This window comes from Microbulbifer aggregans (assembly GCF_020524005.1).
Lineage (GTDB): Bacteria > Pseudomonadota > Gammaproteobacteria > Pseudomonadales > Cellvibrionaceae > Microbulbifer > Microbulbifer aggregans_A.
Genome location: NZ_JAIVKK010000004.1, coordinates 484,455 through 507,519 on the forward strand (window position 1 = coordinate 484,455; position 23,065 = coordinate 507,519).

General features: G+C 55.7%; 22 protein-coding genes. 5 read left to right on the forward strand and 17 right to left on the reverse strand.

Features of this window, described 5'->3' with window-relative positions; all coding sequences use genetic code 11:
- Positions 1-9: 9 nt before the first annotated feature.
- From LC093_RS09700 to LC093_RS09710, 3 genes are read right to left on the reverse strand one after another with little or no spacing between them, the layout of a single operon-like run.
- Positions 10-1,089: an ATP-binding protein gene (locus LC093_RS09700; RefSeq protein ID WP_226664578.1), complete on the reverse strand. Its 1,080-nt coding sequence runs from the start codon at positions 1,087-1,089 to the stop codon at positions 10-12.
- The gene (locus LC093_RS09705) at positions 1,086-2,630 is read right to left on the reverse strand and encodes a DUF5691 domain-containing protein (protein ID WP_226664580.1); all 1,545 of its coding nucleotides are present in this window, start codon (positions 2,628-2,630) and stop codon (positions 1,086-1,088) included. Before LC093_RS09705 ends, LC093_RS09700 begins: the two co-directional genes overlap by 4 nt.
- Positions 2,624-4,027: an SWIM zinc finger family protein gene (locus LC093_RS09710; RefSeq protein ID WP_226664583.1), complete on the reverse strand. Its 1,404-nt coding sequence runs from the start codon at positions 4,025-4,027 to the stop codon at positions 2,624-2,626. Before LC093_RS09710 ends, LC093_RS09705 begins: the two co-directional genes overlap by 7 nt.
- A 148-nt stretch (positions 4,028-4,175) precedes the next feature.
- Between LC093_RS09710 and LC093_RS09715 the strand changes: the two genes are divergently transcribed.
- Positions 4,176-4,814, forward strand: coding sequence for an HdeD family acid-resistance protein (locus LC093_RS09715; RefSeq protein WP_226664584.1), 639 nt, complete (start codon positions 4,176-4,178; stop codon positions 4,812-4,814).
- Between the two features lie 87 nt (positions 4,815-4,901).
- On the opposite strand, the gene LC093_RS09720 is transcribed toward LC093_RS09715, so the two are convergent.
- Positions 4,902-7,646: a M1 family metallopeptidase gene (locus LC093_RS09720; RefSeq protein ID WP_226664585.1), complete on the reverse strand. Its 2,745-nt coding sequence runs from the start codon at positions 7,644-7,646 to the stop codon at positions 4,902-4,904.
- A 241-nt stretch (positions 7,647-7,887) separates the two neighbouring features.
- Positions 7,888-9,447, reverse strand: a complete 1,560-nt coding sequence (locus tag LC093_RS09725) for an alpha/beta fold hydrolase (protein WP_226664586.1) — start codon at positions 9,445-9,447, stop codon at positions 7,888-7,890.
- A gap of 439 nt (positions 9,448-9,886) precedes the next feature.
- On the opposite strand from LC093_RS09725, the gene LC093_RS09730 reads away from it, so the two are divergent.
- Complete coding sequence (locus tag LC093_RS09730) at positions 9,887-11,470, forward strand: hypothetical protein (RefSeq protein WP_226664588.1); 1,584 nt, start codon at positions 9,887-9,889, stop codon at positions 11,468-11,470.
- Positions 11,471-11,565: 95 nt separating this feature from the next.
- Here the strand turns inward: LC093_RS09730 and LC093_RS09735 are convergent, their stop codons facing one another.
- The 5 genes from LC093_RS09735 to LC093_RS09755 all read right to left on the reverse strand — a co-directional run bounded on the left by LC093_RS09735 (position 11,566) and on the right by LC093_RS09755 (position 15,130).
- Positions 11,566-11,955: a VOC family protein gene (locus tag LC093_RS09735; protein ID WP_226664589.1), complete on the reverse strand. Its 390-nt coding sequence runs from the start codon at positions 11,953-11,955 to the stop codon at positions 11,566-11,568.
- Positions 11,949-12,440 (reverse strand): AraC family transcriptional regulator, encoded by a 492-nt coding sequence (locus LC093_RS09740; protein ID WP_226664590.1) that lies wholly within the window; start codon positions 12,438-12,440, stop codon positions 11,949-11,951. Before LC093_RS09740 ends, LC093_RS09735 begins: the two co-directional genes overlap by 7 nt.
- A gap of 120 nt (positions 12,441-12,560) precedes the next feature.
- A complete protein-coding gene (locus tag LC093_RS09745; RefSeq protein ID WP_226664591.1) occupies positions 12,561-13,505 on the reverse strand; it encodes a dihydroorotate oxidase in 945 nt (314 codons plus the stop codon).
- Between the two features lie 140 nt (positions 13,506-13,645).
- Positions 13,646-14,308: a DUF1294 domain-containing protein gene (locus tag LC093_RS09750; protein WP_226664592.1), complete on the reverse strand. Its 663-nt coding sequence runs from the start codon at positions 14,306-14,308 to the stop codon at positions 13,646-13,648.
- A 21-nt stretch (positions 14,309-14,329) separates the two neighbouring features.
- Positions 14,330-15,130 carry a class I SAM-dependent methyltransferase gene (locus LC093_RS09755; RefSeq protein ID WP_226664593.1) on the reverse strand — a complete coding sequence of 267 codons (801 nt, stop codon included), beginning with the start codon at positions 15,128-15,130 and terminating at the stop codon, positions 14,330-14,332.
- Positions 15,131-15,353: 223 nt separating this feature from the next.
- Here LC093_RS09755 and LC093_RS09760 point away from each other — a divergent pair, with 223 nt between their 5' ends.
- The 3 genes from LC093_RS09760 (at position 15,354) to LC093_RS09770 (ending at position 18,046) form a co-directional block, all read left to right on the forward strand.
- Positions 15,354-16,145, forward strand: coding sequence for a LytTR family DNA-binding domain-containing protein (locus LC093_RS09760; protein WP_226664594.1), 792 nt, complete (start codon positions 15,354-15,356; stop codon positions 16,143-16,145).
- A 104-nt stretch (positions 16,146-16,249) separates the two neighbouring features.
- Positions 16,250-16,783: a cytochrome b gene (locus LC093_RS09765; RefSeq protein ID WP_226664595.1), complete on the forward strand. Its 534-nt coding sequence runs from the start codon at positions 16,250-16,252 to the stop codon at positions 16,781-16,783.
- A gap of 12 nt (positions 16,784-16,795) precedes the next feature.
- Positions 16,796-18,046 (forward strand): erythromycin esterase family protein, encoded by a 1,251-nt coding sequence (locus LC093_RS09770; RefSeq protein WP_226664596.1) that lies wholly within the window; start codon positions 16,796-16,798, stop codon positions 18,044-18,046.
- 53 nt (positions 18,047-18,099) lie between these two features.
- Here LC093_RS09770 and LC093_RS09775 read toward each other — a convergent pair whose 3' ends face one another.
- The 7 genes from LC093_RS09775 to LC093_RS09805 form a co-directional block, all read right to left on the reverse strand.
- The gene (locus tag LC093_RS09775; RefSeq protein WP_226664597.1) at positions 18,100-18,753 is read right to left on the reverse strand and encodes an FMN-binding negative transcriptional regulator; all 654 of its coding nucleotides are present in this window, start codon (positions 18,751-18,753) and stop codon (positions 18,100-18,102) included.
- Positions 18,754-18,923: 170 nt separating this feature from the next.
- The gene (locus LC093_RS09780) at positions 18,924-19,331 is read right to left on the reverse strand and encodes a GNAT family N-acetyltransferase (RefSeq protein WP_226664598.1); all 408 of its coding nucleotides are present in this window, start codon (positions 19,329-19,331) and stop codon (positions 18,924-18,926) included.
- 30 nt (positions 19,332-19,361) lie between these two features.
- Positions 19,362-19,751, reverse strand: coding sequence for a hypothetical protein (locus LC093_RS09785; protein ID WP_226664599.1), 390 nt, complete (start codon positions 19,749-19,751; stop codon positions 19,362-19,364).
- A gap of 454 nt (positions 19,752-20,205) precedes the next feature.
- Positions 20,206-20,700, reverse strand: coding sequence for a hypothetical protein (locus tag LC093_RS09790; RefSeq protein WP_226664600.1), 495 nt, complete (start codon positions 20,698-20,700; stop codon positions 20,206-20,208).
- Between the two features lie 126 nt (positions 20,701-20,826).
- On the reverse strand, positions 20,827-21,306 hold the full coding sequence (locus tag LC093_RS09795; protein WP_226664601.1) for a hypothetical protein: 480 nt from the start codon (positions 21,304-21,306) through the stop codon (positions 20,827-20,829).
- A gap of 79 nt (positions 21,307-21,385) precedes the next feature.
- The gene (locus tag LC093_RS09800; RefSeq protein ID WP_226664602.1) at positions 21,386-21,832 is read right to left on the reverse strand and encodes a GNAT family N-acetyltransferase; all 447 of its coding nucleotides are present in this window, start codon (positions 21,830-21,832) and stop codon (positions 21,386-21,388) included.
- Between the two features lie 164 nt (positions 21,833-21,996).
- The gene (locus tag LC093_RS09805; RefSeq protein WP_226664603.1) at positions 21,997-22,944 is read right to left on the reverse strand and encodes a LysR family transcriptional regulator; all 948 of its coding nucleotides are present in this window, start codon (positions 22,942-22,944) and stop codon (positions 21,997-21,999) included.
- Between the last annotated feature and the right edge of the window lie 121 nt (positions 22,945-23,065).

The following is a 23,065-nucleotide window of genomic DNA, read 5'->3' on the forward strand; positions in this document are numbered from 1 at the left end:
GGGATTGCCTTAAAGCACTTCGTTGATCGCGTGGTAATAACTGGCGTAGTCGCGTCGCTTGCGCAGCACGGTTTCCAGATACTCTTCCAGTACGGCTTTGTCCTGTACCGGGTCTTTTACGATGGCGCCCACCAGGTTGGTGGAAATGTCCTCGGCTTTCAGCGCACCGCCGCCAAACCAGTTGGCCTGGCTGAGGCCTCCGACCATGACTGCGATCGCCTCGGCAGTGGATAGATTGCCGCTGGGTGTCTTCAGGGTAATCTTGCCATCCAGGGTTTCACCGCCGCGCAACTCGCGGAACATGGTGACGACTTTTTCAATTTCTTCGGCGGCGTTTTTCGGTACCGGCAGGGACAGCGAAGAACCCATCTCCTCGACCCGCCGCGATACGATGCCGATTTCTTCTTTCATGTCATCCGGAAGGGGCAGTACAACCACGTTAAAGCGCCGCTTCAGCGCAGAGGACAGTTCATTGACGCCCTTGTCGCGGTTGTTTGCGGTGGCGATCACATTGAACCCGCGCTGGGCATAAACCGCATCGTTGAGTTCGGGTATTGGCAGCATTTTTTCTGACAGTACGGTAATCAGCGTGTCCTGCACATCGGAGCCCATACGCGTCAGTTCTTCCAGCCGGCACAGCGAGCCTGCTTCCATGGCGCGATACAGGGGCGTCGGCACCAGTGCGTCGCGGCTCGGACCGTTGGCCAGCAACTGTGCGTAATTCCAGCCGTAGCGGATCTGGTTTTCGTCGGTGCCGGCGGTGCACTGGATAACCTGAGTGGAGTTACCGCAGATCGCGGCAGCGAGGTGTTCCGATAGCCAGGACTTTGCGGTGCCCGGAACGCCCAACAGCAACAGCGCACGGTCGGTGGCCAGGGTGGCAACGGCAGTTTCCACCAGGCGCCGATTGCCAATGTACTTGGCGCTAATGGCGGTACCGTCAGGCGCCTTGCCGCCGAGGATATAGGTCACCACCGCCTGCGGAGACAGTTGCCAGTTTTCCGGTTTGTTGCCACTGTCCTGTGCTTTCAGTGCATCCAGTTCGGCCTGATAAGTGATTTCAGCGGGCTGACGCAGAATAGTGCTCATGGGGTTTCCTGAATGTTTTGGGTTGAGCGTTGACCGGAACTTTCCCCGGTTAGCTGGGAGTTGAACTTGAGCAGCTCCAGTGCGGGATCCACCCGGAGCACACCGATCTGAATTAAATGTTCGAGAGCCAGCTCGGCATCCGCTGCACTGACTAATAATGCCAGTGCGTTGAGCTGTTCCTGTAAGTCAGGGTGCTGCAGGTAGCCGTCATTGCCGGCCGATTTTTTAACTTCTGCCAGGAAGTCCTTGCCGGCGCGGCTGGCTTTCAGTTGCTGCCAGCCCAGCTCGATATCGACATCGTCCAGGAATCTCTGCCACTCACTGATATCCATGCCCTTTTTGCTTTGCAGCCGCTCAAAGGTGTCGCGTTTCTGTTGCGGGTCCAGGCGTGGGGCTATTGTCTGGAGTAAATGGTCCAACTGGTCGCTGTCGTGTTCTTCCAGCAGGTTCTCGAACAGACTGGCAATCTCGGCACTGCCGGCAGAGCGGATGGCACAAAGTACAAACCCATGGTTTTCCGGTCGGGCATTGCTATTGAAACGCCAGCCGGTGGCAAGAATTTGCGTGGAAATACCGAGCGCAGCAGCAAACTGCTGGAAGGTTACCGAGGCCAATTGTTCCAGGCGCAGCTGGGTTTGTTTGCCGCGTTTTATTTTTTGCGGCTCGACAACTATCCGCCGCTGCAATAGCCCGGATTTTTTGACCTGAAAGCCCTCGCTCAGGCGATCGTGCTCCTGGTCATCCGTCCCGGTATTTTTTGCACTCTCGTCATCCAGCGCGTTCAGCTGTGACAGTAATTGGGCACACAGGATTCGCACCTTCTGCGAGCGGTCGGTGGTCAGGCCGCGCAGGAAATTAATGTCGTCTTCCACAAGCTGGACCTGAAGCAGCTCCAGAAGCGCGACGCGCCGCTCGGCTGATTCGCGGCCGATACAGGCCTCCAGCAGCGTTCTGGCCCGCGAGGGATCGGTGCGGCGCATATCGGCAATCAGGGCCTTGCGTTCACCGGGCATATAGTCGTCCCAGTTATCTTCGCCAAGCGCGATTACAGCGTTTGCTGCCGAGTGTTGCTGGTGTATCCATTGCAGCCATGGACGATATACCGGCGGCAGCCGGTTTTCGTTGGCCCCGGGATCGGGCATCCAGTCTGCGGGGTGGGCGCTGACCCCGCGTCTGGCCATCAGCCGCAGGGTCGCCGGGAAAAAGGCTTCCCCCCGTGCAAGCTGAGCAGCCAGCCGCCGGAATGCCGCGCGTCGCGTGCCGCTGAGTGGTGGCAGGTCGAGAGAGGGAATTGGCGGGTGCGCAGTGAGTGCGGGTGCTTTCTGTCGATACATCAGCAATTGGTATTGGCTGGTCAACGCCAGCGCGGCGAGGCGTTGCTGTGCCATTCCGTCGGGTGCGTCGGCATCCACTTGCAAAAGCGCCTGCCAGGATTCGGGAAGGCGCTGCGTGTCTATGGCTGATTCATCGCCGATACTCCAGCGTTTACGCTGCTGCTCAATCAGGGACTGGATCTGCTCGTGTTGATCGCGGTTCAGCATGGGATATGTCCCCAGTCACTGGTACTGGCGCTAAGCAGTTCTGCCTGAAGGCCATTCCAGCTTACGAAGGCGCCATTGAGTCGGGTGCCGAGGAGAAGCGGCGGCAGAGACTGGTTGGCGAGCGGTAATGCCAGGTCCCCTCCCTGCGGTTGCCACCAGTATGTTTTGGCATCGTCCACGCAAATAAGGCCGCTACCCAGTTGGCAGCCGGCCAGCTCCCGCCAGGGAACCGCGGTCAGGCTGCGGTGCCACTCGGCCAGTGGCGCCGGTGCCGTGTCGGGCCACGCCACGTGGTCCGTTGTGTCCACCTCGCGAAACTCCCCGAGCAGGGCGCGCAGGGGGGCGCGGCTGGAGTAGTAGCAGACCTCACCCTGTAACTGCCGCCCCACGGCCGGGGATGTGGTGCGCCGGCCGGCGGAAACCGGATAGAAATCCTGCAGCATGGCTGCGGGCGCGTCGGGCTGGTCCAGGCACAACAGCCAACTGGTGTGCGCGATAAGACCATCGCGGCGGGTCTCACTGCGCTCGCCCACTACCAGCCAGTTGCCGCTGATGCGCAGCGCGGCGCTGTCCTGAAGCAGTTGTTCGCGGTTCTCCGCGCCGAGGATATCGCGCCGGGTATCCGGATCCTCCGGGTTGGCCTGCCAGGCTCGGCATACCAGCAGCATCTGACCGAGTTCCTTGAGCACCATGTCCAGCTGCTGTTCGCCCTGCAAAGCGAGTACTTTCGCCGGCAGCTCATCCAGCCGCGCGGCGAGTGCCGCCGCCTTGCCATCCACGAGCCGTGCGGCCAGCTGGCGACTGCGGGGGGTAATTTCCTGAATTAAATGGATGATCCCGGTACGCAGCTGATCGTCGATCCACAGACTGAATTCCTGCAGTACCACGCTGACGGATTTTTGTGTGGCTTCACGGTTGCGCGCGGCGCGGCGGGCGTTGGCTTCGGCGCGCTTTTGCTGTTCTTCGGCTGAGAGCTGCGGTTCCGGCTCACCCGCGCGCCGGATATTTTTTGCCGCTGGGGGGCTATCGTCTTTTTTGCCCGGTGCTGCACTGCTGGTGCCGCCCTTGCGCCGGCGACCCAGCCACTCCTGTACCCATTCGGGATGCTCGGTTTCGGAAAAATCCTGTGCGGCTTCGGAGTATTGCCAAAGCAGCGCGAGTACATGTTTACAGGGAAACTTGCGCGAGGGGCAGGTGCACTTGTAGCCATGGTCCACCGGATCGGCCATGGTGAAATAGGGCTTGGAACCGGAGCCCTGGCATTGTCCCCAGATGGCTCGGGCCTCTGTGGAAAAGCCCCGCACGGGCCATTTGGCTGGCTTCAGCAGTTTTTGGGCGGCGTTCAGGGAGGCCTGATCCGGGGCCAACTCCTGTACCGTTTCGAGATCAATTTCCACGGGATCGGCACTCCTGCAAACTGCGAGGAAATCTTGAACGTGACAGAGCGAAACATCATAGCGGTTTTTGACCGAGAAGTCGTCTCGTTACACGCGCATACATTGCATGGCGGATACCCGAGGTTTGAACGAGACCAATGACTGGTGTGTGCGCAATCGCAAGACTATAAATCCTGTTCCGACAGCAATGTTGCGGTATCTGGCTATGTCTTCCGATTCGATTGAACTTTCTACCCGGCCGATGTTGAAACTCCTGGCTGAAAACTGGTGGGTTCTGTTGTTGCGCGGTCTATTCGCCGTGTTGTTCGGGGTGCTGACATTTGTCTGGCCGGGTATTTCCCTGCTCAGCCTGATCATCCTGTTTGGCGCTTACTCGTTAGTTGATGGTGTCGTCGCCTTGTTCGGGGCGTTTAAAGGGCGGGGGCAGGTCCAGGGCTCCTCACTATGGTGGCTGCTGTTTGTGGGTATCAGCGGAGTTGCCGCGGGAATTGTGACTTTTATTTATCCACAGGTGACGGCGTTGGTGTTGGTGGTATTTATCGGTGCCTGGGCACTGGTGCGCGGGATATTTGAGATCATCGGCGCTGTGCGGCTGCGCAAGGAAATTGACCATGAGTGGTTGTTAATTCTGGCTGGTCTGATCTCGGTGCTGTTTGGCCTTGCCCTGCTGGTAAATCCGCAAGCGGGGGCGCTGGCGTTGCTCTGGCTAATCGGCGGCTATGCAATTTTGTTTGGACTGATCCTGATCTGGCTGTCGTTCCGCCTGCGCAAAGTCGTGAAAAAATAGGAGAGCCCGCTCGGGGGATCACTCGGTAAACCGACCTAAAAAATGGCAGCCAGTGGCTGCCATTTTTAAAACGTAGAGATTTGAACGTTACTGGACGCTGGTTACCAGTTCCTGTCCTTTCTCCCGCAAAGCCATACACAGATTGATGCTCTCATCGGTCTGTGCCAGTGCGCGTTCATAACCCGGTACCAGTTTCTTCTGCTGGGTGAACAGCATCTGTACCTCTTTCAGTGAACCGAGGTCGCAGAAACTTGCGGCAAAGCGCGGCGTGTTGCGGCGCCACTGCTCTGGAATCTTGCTGACCACTGCGCTGAAGTTGTGGCGCAGCCAATCCCAGTTTTTCGCCTGCAGGGCTGGCTCCGAGAGCGCATTCTGGATCAGGCCGAACGCTTCACGCGCCCCCATCGCGTCGCTCAGTGCCAGGCTTTGGATTGCGCTGAGCTGGGACGGATCGGTGATGCGGCCGAGAGCGTTGGCACTGGCGCTGTCGAACAGCGGGTCATCCAGCTCGCTGCGGATCTGGATCAGGTGATCCACAAAGGCCTTGCCGGAATCCTGCACCGCGACGGTCAGGGCGCTGGTATACAGATCGGAGTCCAGGGCCTTGGAATCCCGCTCCTGGTTAAAGCCGGTGAATTTCTCCGCTTTTTCTTTCAGCAGCTTACGCACAGCCGGCTGTTTCGCATCCAGTGCCAGGAAGCCGAGCAGTGTGCTGTGCAACAGCTTGCTGTCGTTGTCGGTACTGCCTTCCAGTTGCGCGACTTTCTCGCCATAAAGCTTCTGCAGGAACGCCTGCCAGCCTTGCTGCTGGTTTTTATCTGCGTACCGGTTTCCATACTTGGTGAGGTAGCCCAAAGACGCTTCCACTACCTGGCGCTTATCCGAGGCCGCGGATTTCTCGATGGTTGCTACCAGTAATTGCGGCTTCAGATGACCGGCTTCGAAGGCGGCGAAGGCGCTGTCGATAACAGCCAGTTGCTCGGTCGGTGCCAGACTGTCGAACTGGTCGATCAGTGCCTGCCAGCCGTTTTCCGGCAGGTTGAAGCGGTAGTAGCCGCTGCCGTTCACATTCGGCAGTACCCAGGCCGGGCACTCGCCGCCGGAAACGTCGACACTCTGCTCCGGTTCGGTGAGGAACTCGCACTGCTCCACGCCGCTGCTGCTGCGCATGCAGAACGGGATACTCCACTTTTTACCGGCGTCGGTAATCGGCGAGCCGAGTGGCTTGTAGCGCTGCTGCTGGATGTGCACCTTGGCTTCGCCCTTGGTGTTGCAGTCCATGGCCAGTTGCAACAGCGGCACACCTTTCTGTTCCACAAATGTGCGGAAGGTGTCGGTAAGGCGCGGGCTCTGGGTTTCTTCACCAATCACGCGGTAAAAATCCGGTGAGCTGGCCACGCCATCGGCGAAGGTTTCCACATAGCGACCCAGCGCCGGACGGAAGGTGTCCGCACCGAAGTATTCATCCACCATGTGGATAACACCCAGGCTCTTGGCGTAAGTGATGGCGTCGTAGGCGTTGCGGATATCGTTGTTGTCGTCGATCGGCTCGCGGATGGCGCGGGTGCTGGCGAGCGAATCGAGTTTCATCGCACTGATGGCGCGCACCGCGGCGTTCAGGTCGTGGCCGCCGTTCGGTTCCATAATGGTCAGCACCAGCGGTGTACCCCAGGTGGCAAAGCCTTCTTTCAGCCACAGATCGTCCCACCAGGGCGGGGTAACCAGGTTGCCGAACCACATGTGGGCAATTTCGTGGGCGTGCACGCCGAGCAGCGCCAGACGCAGGCCCGGTGCCGGCTTTTCGCCTTCCACCAGGATACGCTGTTCGCGGTAGGTAATGGCGGCAGACAGTTCGGTGGCACCACTGGGCCATTGGGGCGCGGCGACGATGTCCAGTTTGCGGAACGGGTAAGGACGTTGCAGCTGCTCTTCAAAAATACGCAGCATCTCGGGAGTGACATCGAGGATGTATTTCAGGTCCTTGCCGCGGCCTTTACGCGCAAAACCGCGCAGCGGCAGCTCTTCCTTGCGATATTTGTTGGCGGGAATCGGCGCACGCTCCACCACATCGAATGGGCCTACGGCCAGCGACAGCAGGTAGGTGGGCATGGGGCGGGTCTGGGCGAAAGTGACTTTCTCCATCCCATTGCCGACATCTGTGCGGCTGGCTTCCGGGGCGTTGCCGATGGCCACATAGCCTTTGGGAATGGTCAGGTTGATATCGTAAGTGGCTTTGAGGCCCGGCTCGTCGAACCCGGGCAGGAAGCGGCGCGCCTGGATGGATTCGGACTTGGCCAGCGCGTAGGACTCACCCTGCTCGACCACCTTGAACAGGCCCGCCAGGTTCTTGTCGAACGGCGCGCTGTACTTGATGCGCAGAGTGATTTTCCCGGCGGGTACGCCACCGGCAAAGTCGACTCTCACTACACCGCTTTCCAGCAACTGGCGATAGTGTGCCGGTACGACCTTGTCTTCTGCTTTGCCCGCTTCAACGGGCACCAGCGCCTTGATGTCGGCAACGTCGATGTTGTTGCCGTGCATCCAGATATGGTCGGTGGGCGCGTCCAGCTCGATGTCGATTTCCACCTGGCCATCAAAGCGGTCCTCGCGCGGGTCGAGATTGAGGTCGAGGCGGTAGGCCGTGGGGCGCACGCCGTCGGGCAGTTTGCCGGCGGGGGGCTGTTCTTCGGTTTCAGCGGCCGGGGTGGTCTCTGCCTCGGTGGTGGCTTCGGCAGCGGGTTTCTCCACATCGGGTGTGGGCTTGTTCTTGGTATCGCAGCCGGCGAGGAGTATTAGTCCGGCAAGGAGGCTGGTGAGGGCAAGTTGTCGCATGATTTCCGTAAATTGGTTGGGAAAACTCCTATTTTAGCGGTTTGCGGAGGGGAATTTAAAAGGCAAACGGGACAGGTGGGGTTGCGCGGGCGCCGGGTGGAGTTTTACGCCAGCGATAATCGAGTGTTGACCGCTAAACAAGATCGAGGCGGTATCGCTACCTTCACTTCAAACTCATTTACAAACAACGGCAATATCTGGATTGCCCGGCCGTAATGGCCGGGCGCAAGATTCCAGCGAATTAGAGATGTGGAATCGTCAGCACTGATTGCCGGTCACGCCGGTAGGGCACGGTGATTTCATAGTGGGTGTCCGCAGGCTTCTGGTAAATGCTGCCTTCGGTGTCAATTGCCAGGGTTACCACATGCCCTGCGGGTACATCGTAGGAGGTGGTGAACAGCTCCAGGGAAACTTTCTGTGCCTGGCCGACGGTGGCATTGCGCAGGGTGTAAGGCGCGTGGGTGATCAGGCGTCCCCAGCCGAGGGCATCGGTATCGTACAGGTGCACCTGCAGCTGCACCTCCGGCTTGCTCGGTACTATCCACATGTCCAGGGTGGGGGTGCCGCGGATCCTGAAGCTGCTCCAGTGCAGCGGCGAGTTGTACTCGATGGCGTAGTAGCCGTTGATACCTTTCATATCCGTATACACCGGCACGCCAAAGCCCTCGAGGATATCTGACAACAGCGGGATACCGGTGCCGGCCTTGGTGTCGGCGCCGCCGTGGAACTCGTTGTTCCAACCCCAACCGCTGTAGGTGTCGGTTTCCATACTGGCGTTGTTGAAGTAGCTCAGGCGCGGGTGCAGGTAATAGCGGGTGGATTTGTCGGTTACCGGGAAGTCGTCGAATTGTTCCTGCTTATTACTGATACGTACCGCCATATCCACCTTGGGTTCGCTGTCGATACCGTTGGCCTCGCCCTTCAGATAGTGGTCGAACCAGCGGAAGCTGGTGGCCCAGATATGCCCTTCATTGCCGCCGAGTATTTCGCCTATGGCGTGGGTTCCCGGGTTCAACATCAGCTTCTTGGGGCCATCCAGCAGGCTGTAGAGCTGGGTCATGCTGTTGGGTTTGAATAGGTAATCGGCGAAGTTGTTCGACATCAGTACCGCGGTGCCATTCGTGTTCAGCGCGTCGACATAACTGAGTGCCGAGCGCGGTGCGGCGAAGTTGTACACGCTGTCGATATCAGTGCCGGAACGCAGGTTGCTCCAGATGGTGTCCACGTACGGGTCGAGGTTGAAGGCGGTCAGCGTGAGCAGCGTGCCCCACACCAGGTTGACGGTCTCGTTGGGGTACAGCCCTTCTACAATGTCGGACCAGCCGGAGAGCGCCGCCACGGCATCCACGCGCGGATCAGCGGCGGCAACTACCAGCGAGGTGCCGGCGCCATAAGAAATGCCGGCCAGCCCCAGATTGCCTACCGGGTAGTTGGCCTCCAGCCAGTCGATCAGTACCCGGGCATCGGCGACGGTATTGGCGCCAGTCACATCCACGGTGCCGCCGGAGGCACCGAAGCCGCGGGTGGAATAACTCATCACCAGGTAGCCGTGTTCCGCCAGAGCCTTGGCCTGCGCCAGGTACTGATTCTTGTCCAGCACCCAACTGTTGGTAAACAGCACCGTGGGGTAACCGCTAGTCGGCGCCTGCGTATCGGGTATGTAAAGGTTCGCGTCGATTTCTGTACCGTCGAAACTGGTGATATCCAGATCGGCGATAAAGGTGGGGTCCGCCTGCGATGGCAGCGAGGTTAACAGCGACAGGGCGCCAGCGAGCAGCGCCGGGAGGGCGAATGTGTTCATTGTTTTCTCTCGGGTTATTTTGATTTATTGCTTTTATGGGCCTGCGGAGTGCGCTAACCAGCAGGCGGCCCAGATTCTAGAAGAGTGACTGGAAGTGAAATCTGGTCATTTGTGCTAACTGAGAAAGCGTTCTCAGTCACTGGCGGAGGGATAAACGCGAAACTATCAGGTCAGAATATGACTGGTATGGACTGTGTGGTCGAAACCTGGCTGTCCGGATTTGTCCGTGTTCAGGCTGTGCACCTGGTGTGGCGCAACTTCCAACAGATTTATTGATCGAGGATTGGGAGGGAAGTATAGACCGCCACAGCTGTCTCGATAGTTCTGGATATCAATTGGTCTTTTTTTAACCAATAAAAACAGGTAGTGTGGCTATTCGCGCAACGCTGTACAAAAAGCAGCCAGTTGTCCCGAGCATTCTCAACCGGGTGGCCAGAATATGTTTTCAAGATTGCTTGCTTCCATAGTCCTATTTTCCAGCGCACTGCTGTTTGCTGGCGGCGCCATGGCAGGCAATCTGGCCCAAGATTCCTGGCACCAAATTGACAGCGCTAATTTCCATATCATCACCAATGGTGACCCCGCTGCCGTGCGCACCCTGGCGCAGGATCTCGAGCGTTACCGCGCTGTGGCGCTCGACCTTCTTGGTGCGAAAGATGACGGCACCAAACTGACCGTCTACGCCGCCGCGGACCGCGACAGCTACGCCGGGCTGGTAGGCGACGATCTTGCCGAGCTGACCAACGGCCTGTTTGATACCACGGCCGAGGGCAGCTATGCGCTGGTGAACCTCGACGGCCGCACCGGTGAGCGCCAGTTGGAAGCACGGGAGTTCCTGTTCCATGAATACACCCACTTCCTGAGTTACAACGGCACCACCACGCATTATCCCTACTGGTACAGCGAGGGCTTTGCCGAGTTCATGTCCACCATGACCTTTGGCCCTGACAACACTTACCAGATCGGCGCCATCCCCGGCGAGCGGGCCATGACTCTGCTGTACACCAGCCCGATGCCGTTGCAGCAGTTGCTGGAGGCCACCGCCTATAACACCCCGGATGAAGACAAGGGCCGGGTATACGCGAGTGGCTGGATGCTGGCCCACTGGCTGATCATGAATAGCGGTAAGGCCGAGCAGTTCAAGGGATTCGTGAAGGATTACAACAACGGCGCTGACCCGGTCAAAGCCCTGAGCAAGAATTTGGGCATGTCCTTCAGCCAGATTGAAACGTCCTATAACTCCCGCTTCCAGAACGGCAAGTTCGACCTCGCCCGCGGCAAGGTACCGGCCAGCTTCAAACCGGCACGTCCGAAGGTAAAGGCGCTGAGCGAGCAGCAAACCGTGGTAGAGCTGGCGCGCTTCCTGGTGAAGTCCGGTTACAACCTGGAAGGTGTCGAGGCGATGGTGCGCTACGCGGAGAAAAAGGGCATCTATACCCCGGAACTCAATGCGGTACGTGCCGATGCCGCCACTCGTATCGGAGACTTTGAGCGTGCGCAGCAGTTGTTGGCTCAGGTATCGCCACCGGATCGCAGCAGCTTCTGGTATCAGAAGGCCGAAGCCTGGTTGTGGCTGAACCGTGAAATCACCAAATTCGGCGATGAGCGTAATAAAGTCATGCTCAAGAAAGCGCGCGATACTTTCGTGAACCTGGTGAACAACCAGTCGGAGCAGGCGATGCACTGGTATGGCCTCGCGATGTCCATGGAGATGCTGGGCTACCCGAAAAAGCAGTACACAGAAATGCTGGAGCAGGCCTACCTGCGTGCCCCTCGCGAACAGCACATCGCGCAGTGGATGGCCCAGGAGTTGTACAACCAGAAAGATGCGGACTACTTCGCCCGTGTAGCGCAGCCGCTGATGCTGGAGATGACCAGCGAAGCGGAATACAACCAGATGAAAATGATGCTGGCCGAGCTGAAACCGAAGGGGCAGGAAAGTGCGAAGGGCGGCGCCAAAGGTTCGGCTAAAAGTTCTGCCAAGGGTACCGCGAAGGATAGTGACAGGCTGTCGGCCCCTTAACCGCCGCCGACCGCTGTCACCTGCAAACGGGGGAGCCACACGGCTCCCTTTTTTTATGCGATTTTTTTATTCGAATCTACTGTTCCAGACGCTTTCTAGTTTTCATACAGTTCGAGAGGCAGGCCATCTGGATCGCTGAAAAAAGTAAACCGCTTGCCGGTGAACTCGTCCACCCGCACCGGCTCCACTTCCACACCCTGCTGCTCCAGTACCGCCTTGCTCCCCTCTACGGAATCCACCACAAACGCCAGATGTCTTAAGCCCTGGGCTTCCGGGTAACTGGGCCTTGGGGGTGCGCCGGGAAATGAAAACAGCTCCACTTGCCCGCCATCCGGTAATTGCAGGTCGAGCTTCCAGGAGTCTCGCGCAGGGCGATAATTCTCTGCGAGTACTTTCAGTCCAAGGGTCCCGGTATAGAAATCTTTCGAGCGCGGGTAGTCAGAACAGATGATGGCCGCATGATGGATCTTTTTCAGCTTCAACATAAACAATTCAATCGTTGTGCTCGCACCAGTGGCAGGTAGACATCGGTCATCATCTCGGCCTCTGTTACCTCCGGGCCAACATTCACATAGTGAAAAATGATCGGGAAATCGGCCATCTGTTCATCGCTCTGTGGCAGCCAGGTGTTGTAGAGGTATTCCGCGGCGCTCACGTGTGCACGGGAACCCAGATGCCTGGCCACGGCACAGCGCATGGCCGGGATGACTTTTTCCACAACGCCGAAATGATTCGGCGCAACAGGTCCGGTTACCGATACACACAGATCCACCCGGTACTCATCTGGCGGGACAGCGAAGGGATCGTTGTAATGCAGGCCATAACTGCGATGTTCGGCAGAGGGCGGCAAACGGTTTTCCCGGCGCCAGGCAACAAGCTTCTGGATAGACTGGTGCTCCTCGGAGGGAGGCCCCTGATGTTCGACGACCGCCACGCGAGTCTCGGGGAATTGCACAATGCGGACTTCCACGGATAAAGCTCCAGATTACAGAGTCAGACGGTCCCGACTGCCCTGGCAGGCAAGCGAAAATGTGAGCGGGGAAGTAAAGCAGATAAGGCGTGGACGGGCCAGCTTGGCGCCGGCGCGATTTCAGTCGAGAGACTTGAGTTTGCCTTTAAAGCTGTCGATATCCGGGTAGCCCTTTTCCTGCATGAGCGTGGATAACTCGCGGCCAATACGCGCGAAGCAACCGACTCCCTCGCGCATCAGCTGGGTGCCGATCTGCACCGCACTGGCGCCACACAGAATATGCTCGAATGCGTCCGTTCCCGTCTTAACTCCGCCGCAGCCGATGATCGCAATGTCCTCTCGTAGCAAGGTGTAAAACTTGCGTACATTGGCGAGTGCAGTGGGCTTGATAAAGTCGCCACCGATACCGCCAAAGCCGGATTTGGGTTTGATTACCACCGATTCAGTGTCCGTATCGACCACAAGGCCGTTGCCGATACTGTTCACGCAGGTCACGAATGCGATTGGGAAATCATTCAGTACCGCCGCCATCATGTCGAAGTGCGGCAAATCGAAATAGGGCGGCAGCTTTACCCCCAGTGGCTGGTCCACATGTTCGAATATGCGCTCCAGCAGCACGCGGCTCTGGTCAAAGTCGTACCCGGTTTGCGGTTTACCCGGCACATTGGGGCAGGACAGGTTCAGCTCAATTGCGGATATGGCCTCTTCCCTGGCCAGCGCCTTGATAATGTCGATATTGTCATCGTGGCTCAAACCAGATACCGACATGAAATAGGGTTTGCCAAAGGCCTGCGCGCGGCGCGCGTAATCCAGGTAATAGCGGTAGCCCTCGTTGGGCAGCCCCATGCTGTTGATACTGCCCCACGAAGTTTCCACGTAGCGCGGCTCGGGGTTGCCTGCGCGCTTCTCCAGCGTGGCGCTTTTACTGAGGATGGCACCGGCGTCACTGCCGCCAAGCGCATCGAGCTCGTCGGCGGTACTGCATACAGGCCCCGAGGCGTTGTACAGGCAGGAGGCAAGGGGCGAACCCGCGATGGTAGTGGCAAGAGAGGCGGCTGGGGGCATATCGGGGCCTAGTTCAGCAGTCAGGACAGAAGATGGCTCCTTTAGGTTCTAGCAGATCTGCCGCTTGCCGGCCCGGGCGCCAGTGGATAAAGCGCGAATTCCTGCGCAAAGTCCACTCTTAAAGGTACCCGCCGCGGTAATCAGTAGGGAAATGGCAGCCGGGCGTTGTCACCCAACATTTCATGCAGAAACGCTGCGCCATCGGCACTGTGGAACCAGACCAGTGCGCCGATATTGGCCAATACGGTAAGCCAGAAAATAAACCGGAAGGGTTGCTTGCGTGACTTGTGTCGCAATGTTTTCTGCGCCACCAGCGCGCCGGGCCAGCCACCCGCCAGTGCCAACAGGTGAAGACTGCTTTCCTTGGTGCGCCAGCGGCCCTGGCGCGCGGCGGACTTGTCGAGGTAATAGAGCAGGTAGGTCAGCAGGCTGAATACCACATACGTGAGCAAAATGGCCGGTGGCAGTTTGCCTGCTACTACCGATAGTGCCACAAATGCCAAAAACACCAGGGCAATAACGATTGGCGGAGATTTCGCTGAACTGCCTCTTTTGCTGGTGCCAGCGCCGATTGCCCGCTCCCCCGCATAAACCGCGTCGACCGCTCGGGTGCGCCCGCCTTTGCCGGTGGAAACCCGGTAAGTAACCGTATCGCCTACACCGGGCCGGCGTTGCCGGTTCTGGAAGGCCTTGATATGCACAAATACCTGCTTGCCTCCGGTCATCGGCTCGACAAACCCGAATCCCTTGTCATCATTCCAGGTAACAACCTTGCCTTTGATGCGTTTGCCCTGTCCTGCCATCTTATACCTGCTGTAATGCTGCTATTTCGTGAGCGTTTTTTGCCAGCTGACGATAAACGCCAGCGGTGGGTTGTGGGGAGCGTCTGCCAGATCTGCGCAATAATTTCCGACGTTACAGGGTAATTCTTCGATATACGTTAAAGCTAACTCTGCTTCGATGGCCGCCATCAATATGTCACTCAATGTATGCTGGAAAAAATAATTTTCCTTTGCGGAATATTTCTTACCCGTGAAGTAATCGAGGCCTTCGTCATCGACCTGCGCGGAGCGATCAAAGTAGGATGCCCCCAGCGTCGATGGAGAACCTTCGGTATACATATTCAATACCGGATGAATTTCTTCCATCAAAAAGTAGCCACCGGGCTTTAGCAACGAGGCACAGGTGGCAAGAAACCCCGGTAAATCGGGCATCCAGTTGAGAACGCCCACAGTAACTATTGCTATGTCGAATTGGCAGGTGTAGTGCTGGGGGATTTCGTAGACGTTATGGCAGGCAAAATCCAGATCGCTGTGCGCGCTTACGCTCGCCAGGGCTTTCGCCTGTTGTACAAACTCGTGGGAGCCGTCGATCCCCAAGCAGTATCCGGCGCCTTTGTTCTTTATGGATATAAGGTCCTTGCCGTTATTGCAACAAATCTGGACGACAGAGCGCCCCGCAAGAGGCAACCTGTCCACCAGCGCATTGAAATCCTGTTCCAGGCTGTTGAAGCTTTTGCAGGCAACCTTGGCAGCCAGATCGCGGTTGGCCTCGGCATGTACTTTCGCAGCCTCGTCCCAGCATTCCAGGGTCTGTTTTGTGTATTGGAGCGTGGTTTTATCCATTGCGAGCCTTTGAACTTTCACTGAACGGTCTGATACAGGGGACTACTCCTGCAAATGGTGCGGCCTCTCGTCGCGAGAGTAAATAGCGCTAGTCAGATGAAATCGCCAGTCGGGATATCGATAGGCGTAGACCATAGGCGCACGTTGGGGTCTTTTAGGATTCAAAAGTTAGCGCGGGTTTGCTACCGTACGCGACCGGTTAGGGATTACACGCGTGGCTAGGATGGCTAATTTTCTTGCGTGGCAATACTGGTCATCTCCGTATGCACGGTCGGCGGTGGTCTGGTTTGCCTTTTTCTTGTTATATAACTTCTACTGCTTTTTCTGGCGTCACTACATAGGTGGTGTTCAATACGATTTTGTCGATTCGCAAACCTTCTGGGTGAAAGAGTGGGGCACGGTGTTGCTGCTCAGCTTTGCCGGCTTGGCGCTGGTTGAGCGGATTCCGGCCAATCACCTGATCTCTCTGTCGGTCATCGGATTTGGTGCTGTGTGCCTGGTTAGCAGTACGTCGAGAGTTTTAATCGACTACGAGTTCTATGGCGGTAACTGGGGCGGCTCCCTGGTTGGTCTGGCGCCTAAATATTTGATGGCAAGTGTGCTGGTAGTTGCAGGCTGGTGGGCCTGCCTGTTGCAACTACCGCAAGGCATCGGGCCAGAAGCGGAAAGCGGGTCGTCACAAGGTGATACCTTGCAGGTCGAGCATCTCGGTGTGCCGAAATCTCTCCCATTGGACCATATTCAATACATTGCCGCCGCCGGCAATTACGTTGAAATACATGACAAGTTCCATAGCTATATCCAGCGCGGCACGATTAAACAATTTGCCGATATTCTGCCGGATACACGATTTATGCGTGTGCACCGCAGTTACATTATCAATCTGGCAAAAGTGACCCAGCTCAGCAATGCCGAAAACGGCGCGGCCAACGTCTTGCTGGGAGGAGAGCACAAGGTTGCAGTAAGCAAAACCTACAAGAACGCGCTGAAGAACCGGCTTGCCCATCATGTGTAACAAACCACTCATCCCTAAAGCAGTTCTTTTATCACAATTCACTTAAAATCAATAACTTAGGGCCTATCCTCGTTGCCACAACGATCAACAGCAATGAGGTAGATATGGACAGAGACTCTCAATCAAGCCACCGCGCACTGCACTGGATAATGGCGGTTCTGGTATTTGCATTACTGTGTTCGGGTTATTACATGACGTACGTCAGCGACTACACGCTTTACCATTGGCACAAATCTCTGGGTGTCGTCGTAGCCGGTCTATTGCTCGTACGCATCTCCCTCCGCCTTGTACGGCCCTGGCGATCATCCCTCAAGCGTCGCTGGGAAGTGTCGGTCAGTCTTTATCATTGGTTATTGCTCACTGTGTTATTGGTAATGCTGCTTTCCGGGCTTAACTACAGCGGCTTTGGAGGCTACGGCATCACCCTGTTTGGGCTGGAGCTGTTGGCGGTAAACCTAGGGCCGGGAAATGAGATAGTGCCGATCAGCGCCGGTCTCTCGGCAATCGGCCAACAAGTGCATGTCACTACTGGTTACCTGCTCCTGTTACTGCTTGCCATCCATATCGGTGCAGCCCTCAAACACCACTTCATCGACCGCGACAATACGCTGGTTTTTATGCTTTCGGGCCGACAATAAGGAATATTGACTATGAAATGCTGCCAGATTTTCTTTTTGGGCTTGCTGCTTTTTGGTGTGCATGTGCAGGCAAACTCACCGGTTCCGCTGGCTCCGGCCGTGGACGAAGACTTTTCTGATTTGCAGGCCTTTGGGGAAGCGGTGGGGGACAAGCGCATCGTCTTACTGGACGAGCTGACCCATGGTGAACATGAAAACTTTGCCTTGAAAGCGCGCCTGGTGCGCTATCTGCACCAGCACAAAGGGTTTGGAGCTCTGGTTCTGGAGAGCGGTTTGTACGACGTGGCGCAGATCTGGCAGCAGCCGGAGAAATCCATTCGCAGCCAGGCGCCGGGCAACATCTTCTACATGTACGCCAACAGTGAGCTGGTGAATGGTCTGTTTGATTACATCGATGCGCAGCGCAAAAGCAATAATCCCCTGGAACTGGCAGGCTTCGATGGTCGCCTGAGTGGTGAGTATTCACTAGCCGGCGTAGGGCCGCTTATCAAAGCATCGGCAGAACGCTTTGTGCCGCACGTGAGCCAAGGTGTGGAGTGGGATGCCTATCTGGCGCAAACCCAGCAGGTGCTCGCCCGCAATCCAGGCGAGGCCGCGGAGGGCGAGCGGCTGCAATACCTCCATACCAGTTATCGCTTGATGAGTGCGCTCAGCCAAGTGGAAAGCCAACGTGAAGGTTACGAGCGACCGGACTTTGCCGCGCGGCTGATTCATGGCCTGGCAATTGTTGCGCAGAATATCTGGGAGATGCGCCGCCAGGACGAAAACGACATTGCCATGGCCGACAATGTGCAATGGCTGCTGGATAACCAGCTGAAAGGCGAAAAGATTATCGTCTGGGGGCACTACGTACACCTGAACTACGGCGGCACGGTTCCACACCGCTACGACAACCTGGGCAGCCTGCTGCGCCGCCGGCACGGGGACGATATGTACCAGGCGCATATCGCTGCAAGTAAAGGTCGCTATCGCAATTTTGTGGATATGCAGGTAAAAGCCATCGAGCCGCGCCCGCTGGCCTATGTAGAGCAGGCTGTTGCCAGACAGCAGGCGCAACCCAGTGAGCACGCGGTGTTCTTGGATCGAACAGCTCTGAATAAGCTGGTAGCGGAAAAGCCGAAAGGCACCGTGTTTTACGGTATACAGTACGCGGACGTTATCCCCGGTCCGGAGTGGTCGCAGTATTGGGACGGGATGTTTGTGGTATCGGAAAGCTCTCCATCCACAGCCAGCCCGAGAAGTGAACAGGTGGACAGCGAGTAAGCGGTCAATAGGATTGGCTGGGCACAGGTGTATTGTGCCCGGCAAGCGGCACTCTAAAGCTCTGTAGCTTGTTCTTTTTCGAGCAGGCTTTGCATCAGCCCGCTGAGGGTTAATTCTTGAGGTTGCGCCCGTGTTGCCAGGCCTGCGATTACCCCCTGTTGATTCTGTTCCGGCTGGTTCTGGCTGAGCTTCCACTTGCCGGTGATTGAAGTAACCTCGATTTCCAGCCCGACAATCGCCGGTAGCATTTTTTCGATGTAGCCGCCCGGCGCATCAGCGGTAGACCAGGGTTTTTCCTGGCTGGCCTCGTGTTGTGCGGTCAACTCGTCGATTAGCGATTTAATCCACTCCGGATCCTGAGTAAAGCGCACGCGACCCTTTACGTGTACCACGGCATAATTCCAGGTGGGTACGCCTTTGCCGCTTTCCAACTTTGTCGGGTAAAAGTTCGGGGAGACGTAGCCATTTGGGCCGTGAAAAATCGCAAGCACTTCACTGTCCTCCTGCACTTGCTTCCACAGCGGATTGCCCTTGCTGATATGTGCCTTCAGGACCTTTTTATGCTGCTCGTCTGCCAGTAAAAATGGCAGGTGCTGCGCGTCCAGACCGGACTCTGTGTGAGTAACCAGAGTCCCAAAAGGAAAATCCTTGATCAGCTGATCCAATAGCGCGGGATCTTCCTGCTGGAAAGCTTTAGGTATGTACATACATCTACCTGGATGGTGTCTATAAACGTGCGTGCAGGGGTGGATATTCTAGCCGTATCTTAAAGAAATAACGCCGTTCAGTGAAACTCGGGAGCTGGTATCCCGAGGGGGGTGAGTCGCCGAACACGAGTGATCAAGTGTAGGTGTGACCAATTGCCGAAACAGCAGTTTTAGTGCTCATTCCCGGCGTAAACCCACATCGGCTCCGTTTTTCCTGCCCTTTCAAAGCCCAGCGCCTTATAAAATTCGATAGCACCACCATCCGCGGTCAGCATTTGCTGGTGAAAATTTCCGTAAATGTCCTGCATTGCCTGCATCATCTTACGGCCGATACCTTTACCGTGAAATGCCGGGTCAACAAGCATATGCGGGTAGTAAACCACCAGGTGGCCGTCGGAGATAGCGTTACCGATCCCGACCAGCTTACCTGAAACCCGTGCTGTAACCAGTGTGTGCGAGTTACGCAGCGCTGGGATAAGTCGCTCCGGCTTTTCAGCGGAAGACCACTCATTGGCCCGGTAAAGCGTTAAGACTTCAGCCTCGGCAATCATTCCGTTGATCTCTATTTCTACATCCATATATAACTCAGGTCGGTCTTCTAAGTTGGTTCAGTTTCTGTTTGAGGCGCAAACGGTGTCTACCGTTGACTCTGATATTTTCCGGTTAATCTGGCCGGCTATCTCATCCGCGGATATGGGCTCATGCCCCCAAAGTAGTCCAGCTCCTGCAACGGTCATTTTCTGACTGCTGCAATCTACTTTGATTGGGAACTCCAAAGATCCTGATTTCCCCTCACGCAAAAGTTTGAGCTGCTTTAATGTCGATAGGTCTCCATCAACATACCATTCATCAAAATATGGGCCGCCAATCATCTCGCGGTATACAAAGACACCGTCCAGACCAAAGTGATCCTGCTCGCAAAATGCGCTAACGCTAAAAGAGGCTAATAACGCGGCAATAAGCTTAGGTGTGAGTCTTCTCATTAATGGTTTGTGCACTTGCATTATCCAGAAGACGCGTATTCTAACTCCTGAATCAGCGCTGGCGCTTCCATTTTTTAATGGCGCTCCAATGAGAGCGAGAATCTATCGGTACGTTAAATAGTGCAGTGTTCAACCGGATTTACTTTTCTGGAAGATCATTGCACAGCTGGCAAGCAATGCGGTTCCTGTAGTTTCTGATACGTACTACCAAGAATATCGTTGAGCTGATAAGTCCCCAAAGTGCACCAAATTCCAAGGCGTACTCTATGCTATGACCTTTCAGGTATTGCACACCTGAAAATAGGGTGAACAAGATTAAAACCATGACCGCGTATTGGAGTACCCACTTCCGTATAGGCATATAAAATCCTTTTTATGTGGTTAGATTACGGAGGATGAAGATTCTGTGTAAGTGATGTTTGACAGGACCGATTGTCCGTGAATATGGAGAGATGATCCAGCGGGATGACTACATTTGTCGCCTGACAAGTCTAATTTTAGAGGGTGTTATTTTGTCAGACTTAATATAGCTTTCAGTTCTGGATATCGTGTTGATATCTACAAATTCAAATTCCAGCGAGTTTTGATGGCTGGCCTGTAAGCTTTCAAGATTTGTTGCATCAAGGAATTCGAAGGACAGCGTATTTGTTTTGTTTGAACTTTTCAGTTTTAGCCTGGGTTGGTTACCTTGGGGGCAATAATGTGTAGCAAGCAGGTTTCCACCATCTAGGTGGTACATCGTCATAGAATGCGATGCGCCTTTGTAGACCCAATTTTCAACTAGCACGCTTCCATTGGCGCTAAGTTGAAATGAAATGTAGAAAGTTTCCCCATCGCTGCCCTCTTTGTTCCAGTCTCCTACGAGTGTTTTCATTTTTTGGAGTGAGTCAGTTGAGCTGGCGGGCTGTTCTGCAGAGGCTGAAGTGGCTAATAGGGCGATGAGGAGTGGCCAGTACAATTTCATTGCGTCAATTCCTTGTGACGATTCAATAATGGTGTGTATTTTTCAATACTTGTTGCGAATCCATGGCTGCGTCCAGCGACAACAGCGCTGCTATCGCCAGAAGCATTCGCGCGCGTTTTCTATATTTTACCGGCCAGCTTTGCCCGCTTTTCCTGCTTCAAGGATGGGAAGCCCGGCTTCCGTGGGAATGTAGATTCGCTCGCCATTACCTTCCTGAAGGCCTTTTATCCAAATATAGCGGAGGTATTCCTCATTGTTTTTGAGGGATTCCCCGATAATTCTGTTCGCCTCGGCCGCTGCCTTGGCTCTTTCTATATCAGCCAAACCTTCTGCCTTTGCATGAGCAACTTTGGCCCTGCCTTCCGCCTCAGCAAGGGTAACTTTGGCCTTGGCCTGCATTAAGGCTGCTTGCTCACGGGCCTTGGCTTCCTCGATTAATATCTGTTTTGACCATTCCGCTTCTTTCAGGGCAGCTCGGCCATTTAACTCCATTTTGTAGACGTTGTATTTTGGCCAGGCCCAAAATGCGAATATGATGAAAAGAATACATGCAAGGAACAGAAAAGCTAGTGTTCCCAATGCCATGGCTTGTCGGTTTTGATACATCTACTTACCCTGCGATACGACGTGGTTTGGTTGTTTTTGATAAAAAGGCCAATAAGTGTCAAATGTGGATCATTGAAGTTTATATTTTCATTGTCTTAACCATGTGCACAAGTTTATCGTCCATTTCGACTTGGGAATAGCCGTGATTGTTATAAAGTTTTATGTTTCTTTCGCTTTTTATGCCAGTAAACAGGTGGAATTCCTGGCAATGAATAAATGCACCTTCAATGTATCTCAGTAAATTTGATCCGATACCTCGTCCTTGCCTATCAGGTGAAACAATCAACCTGCCTATATGACATATTCCATCGGATTCATGAGCTCGGACTGAGGCTACGATAGTATTATCTTCGCAGTGCTTGAGAAGGGTTAATCCAGAAAGAAACTCTTTTTTAAGCTCTTGTAATGTTTGATTTAACGGGGGAATGTTAAGGTCGTCATTCAAAACGGCTTCTGATTCATACGTGATTTTTTGAAGGTTAAGTATTTCCTCCAGATCCTCCATGGTTGCTGGCTCAATATTCATGTCTGTCCTGAAATTAACGGCGTTTCGTGTAATACCAGCTTTCTAGTGGAAGCCGCGATTTCCTAACCTCTATAGAGCTTAACGGTGTATTCAATGGCTAACGGATGTATCGCCATATCTGTATGAAGGTGCATGTTTCCGGGTAAATGTAGGGAGACCTGAATCTACCCTTCCACCACCAACTCTTCCAAAAACAACCTCACCTTGGGCTGCTCCGCTGCACTGCTTTTGAATGTAACCGCATTCCGTATCTGATAACAGAAACGTTGTGGGTACAGTGTTACCAATTGGCCATTTTCCAGGTACGACTGTGCCAGGTATTGCGGCAGGAAACCGATAAACTTGCCGGACAGGATCATCGCCAGGCGGGCGGCCATATGGTTGGCGGTAGAGCGGTTGGGGAACAGGCGGTACAGGTGGGCCGCGCCGGAGAGTACCGCGTGGCTGGGGGCGGCCAGTTCCTGTTCGGTCAGCGTTTCCTCTGGAAGGTTGGGGTCCAATGCACAGGGGTGGCTGGCGCCGCAGTACAGCATCGACTGGTGGCTGAACAGGGGCTGGTAGCTGAGACCCGGGCGGCGTGAATGGAGCGGGTTGATGCCCACATCGGCGCGTCCCGCAAGGATTTCCAGTTCGAGTTCCTGTGGTGCGGCGAGCTGTACATCCAGTTGCAGCTGCGGTGCGCGGTCGCGCAGGCGCGCCAGGGTCGCGGGCAGGTTCAGTTGCGGGATATCCAGTACATCGTCGGGCAGCACGATGCGCAGTTCACCGGTGAGCTGGGACTGGATAGCGTTGACCTGGCTCTTGAATTGGGCGAGGTGCCCGTCCAACTCCTCGATCGCCTGGAACAGGGCTTCGCCTTCCGGGGTGAGTTTGAAGTCGGCGCGGCCGCGGGAACGCAGGCACAGCTGCATGCCCAGGCGGGTCTCCAGGTCGCTCAGGTGCACGCTGATGGTGGAGCGGCTGATATTGAGTGCGACTTCCGCCGGGGCCAGGCCGCCGGCGTGTACGACCTCCCGGAAGACCCGCAGCAGGCGCAGGTCCATATCACTCATACGCCCCGACAGGGCGGATTTGGTGGATTGCTTGGGGTTGGATTTTGACTTGGAAGCCACGGGGGTCACCAGTTAAGGGCATTTACCGGGACGTTAGCGCAAAGTTTGATTTTGGTAAATTTTAGTTTCAAAAATTCTACTATTCGCGGCTGAATACCCGGTCCAGAATCGCTGTATACGT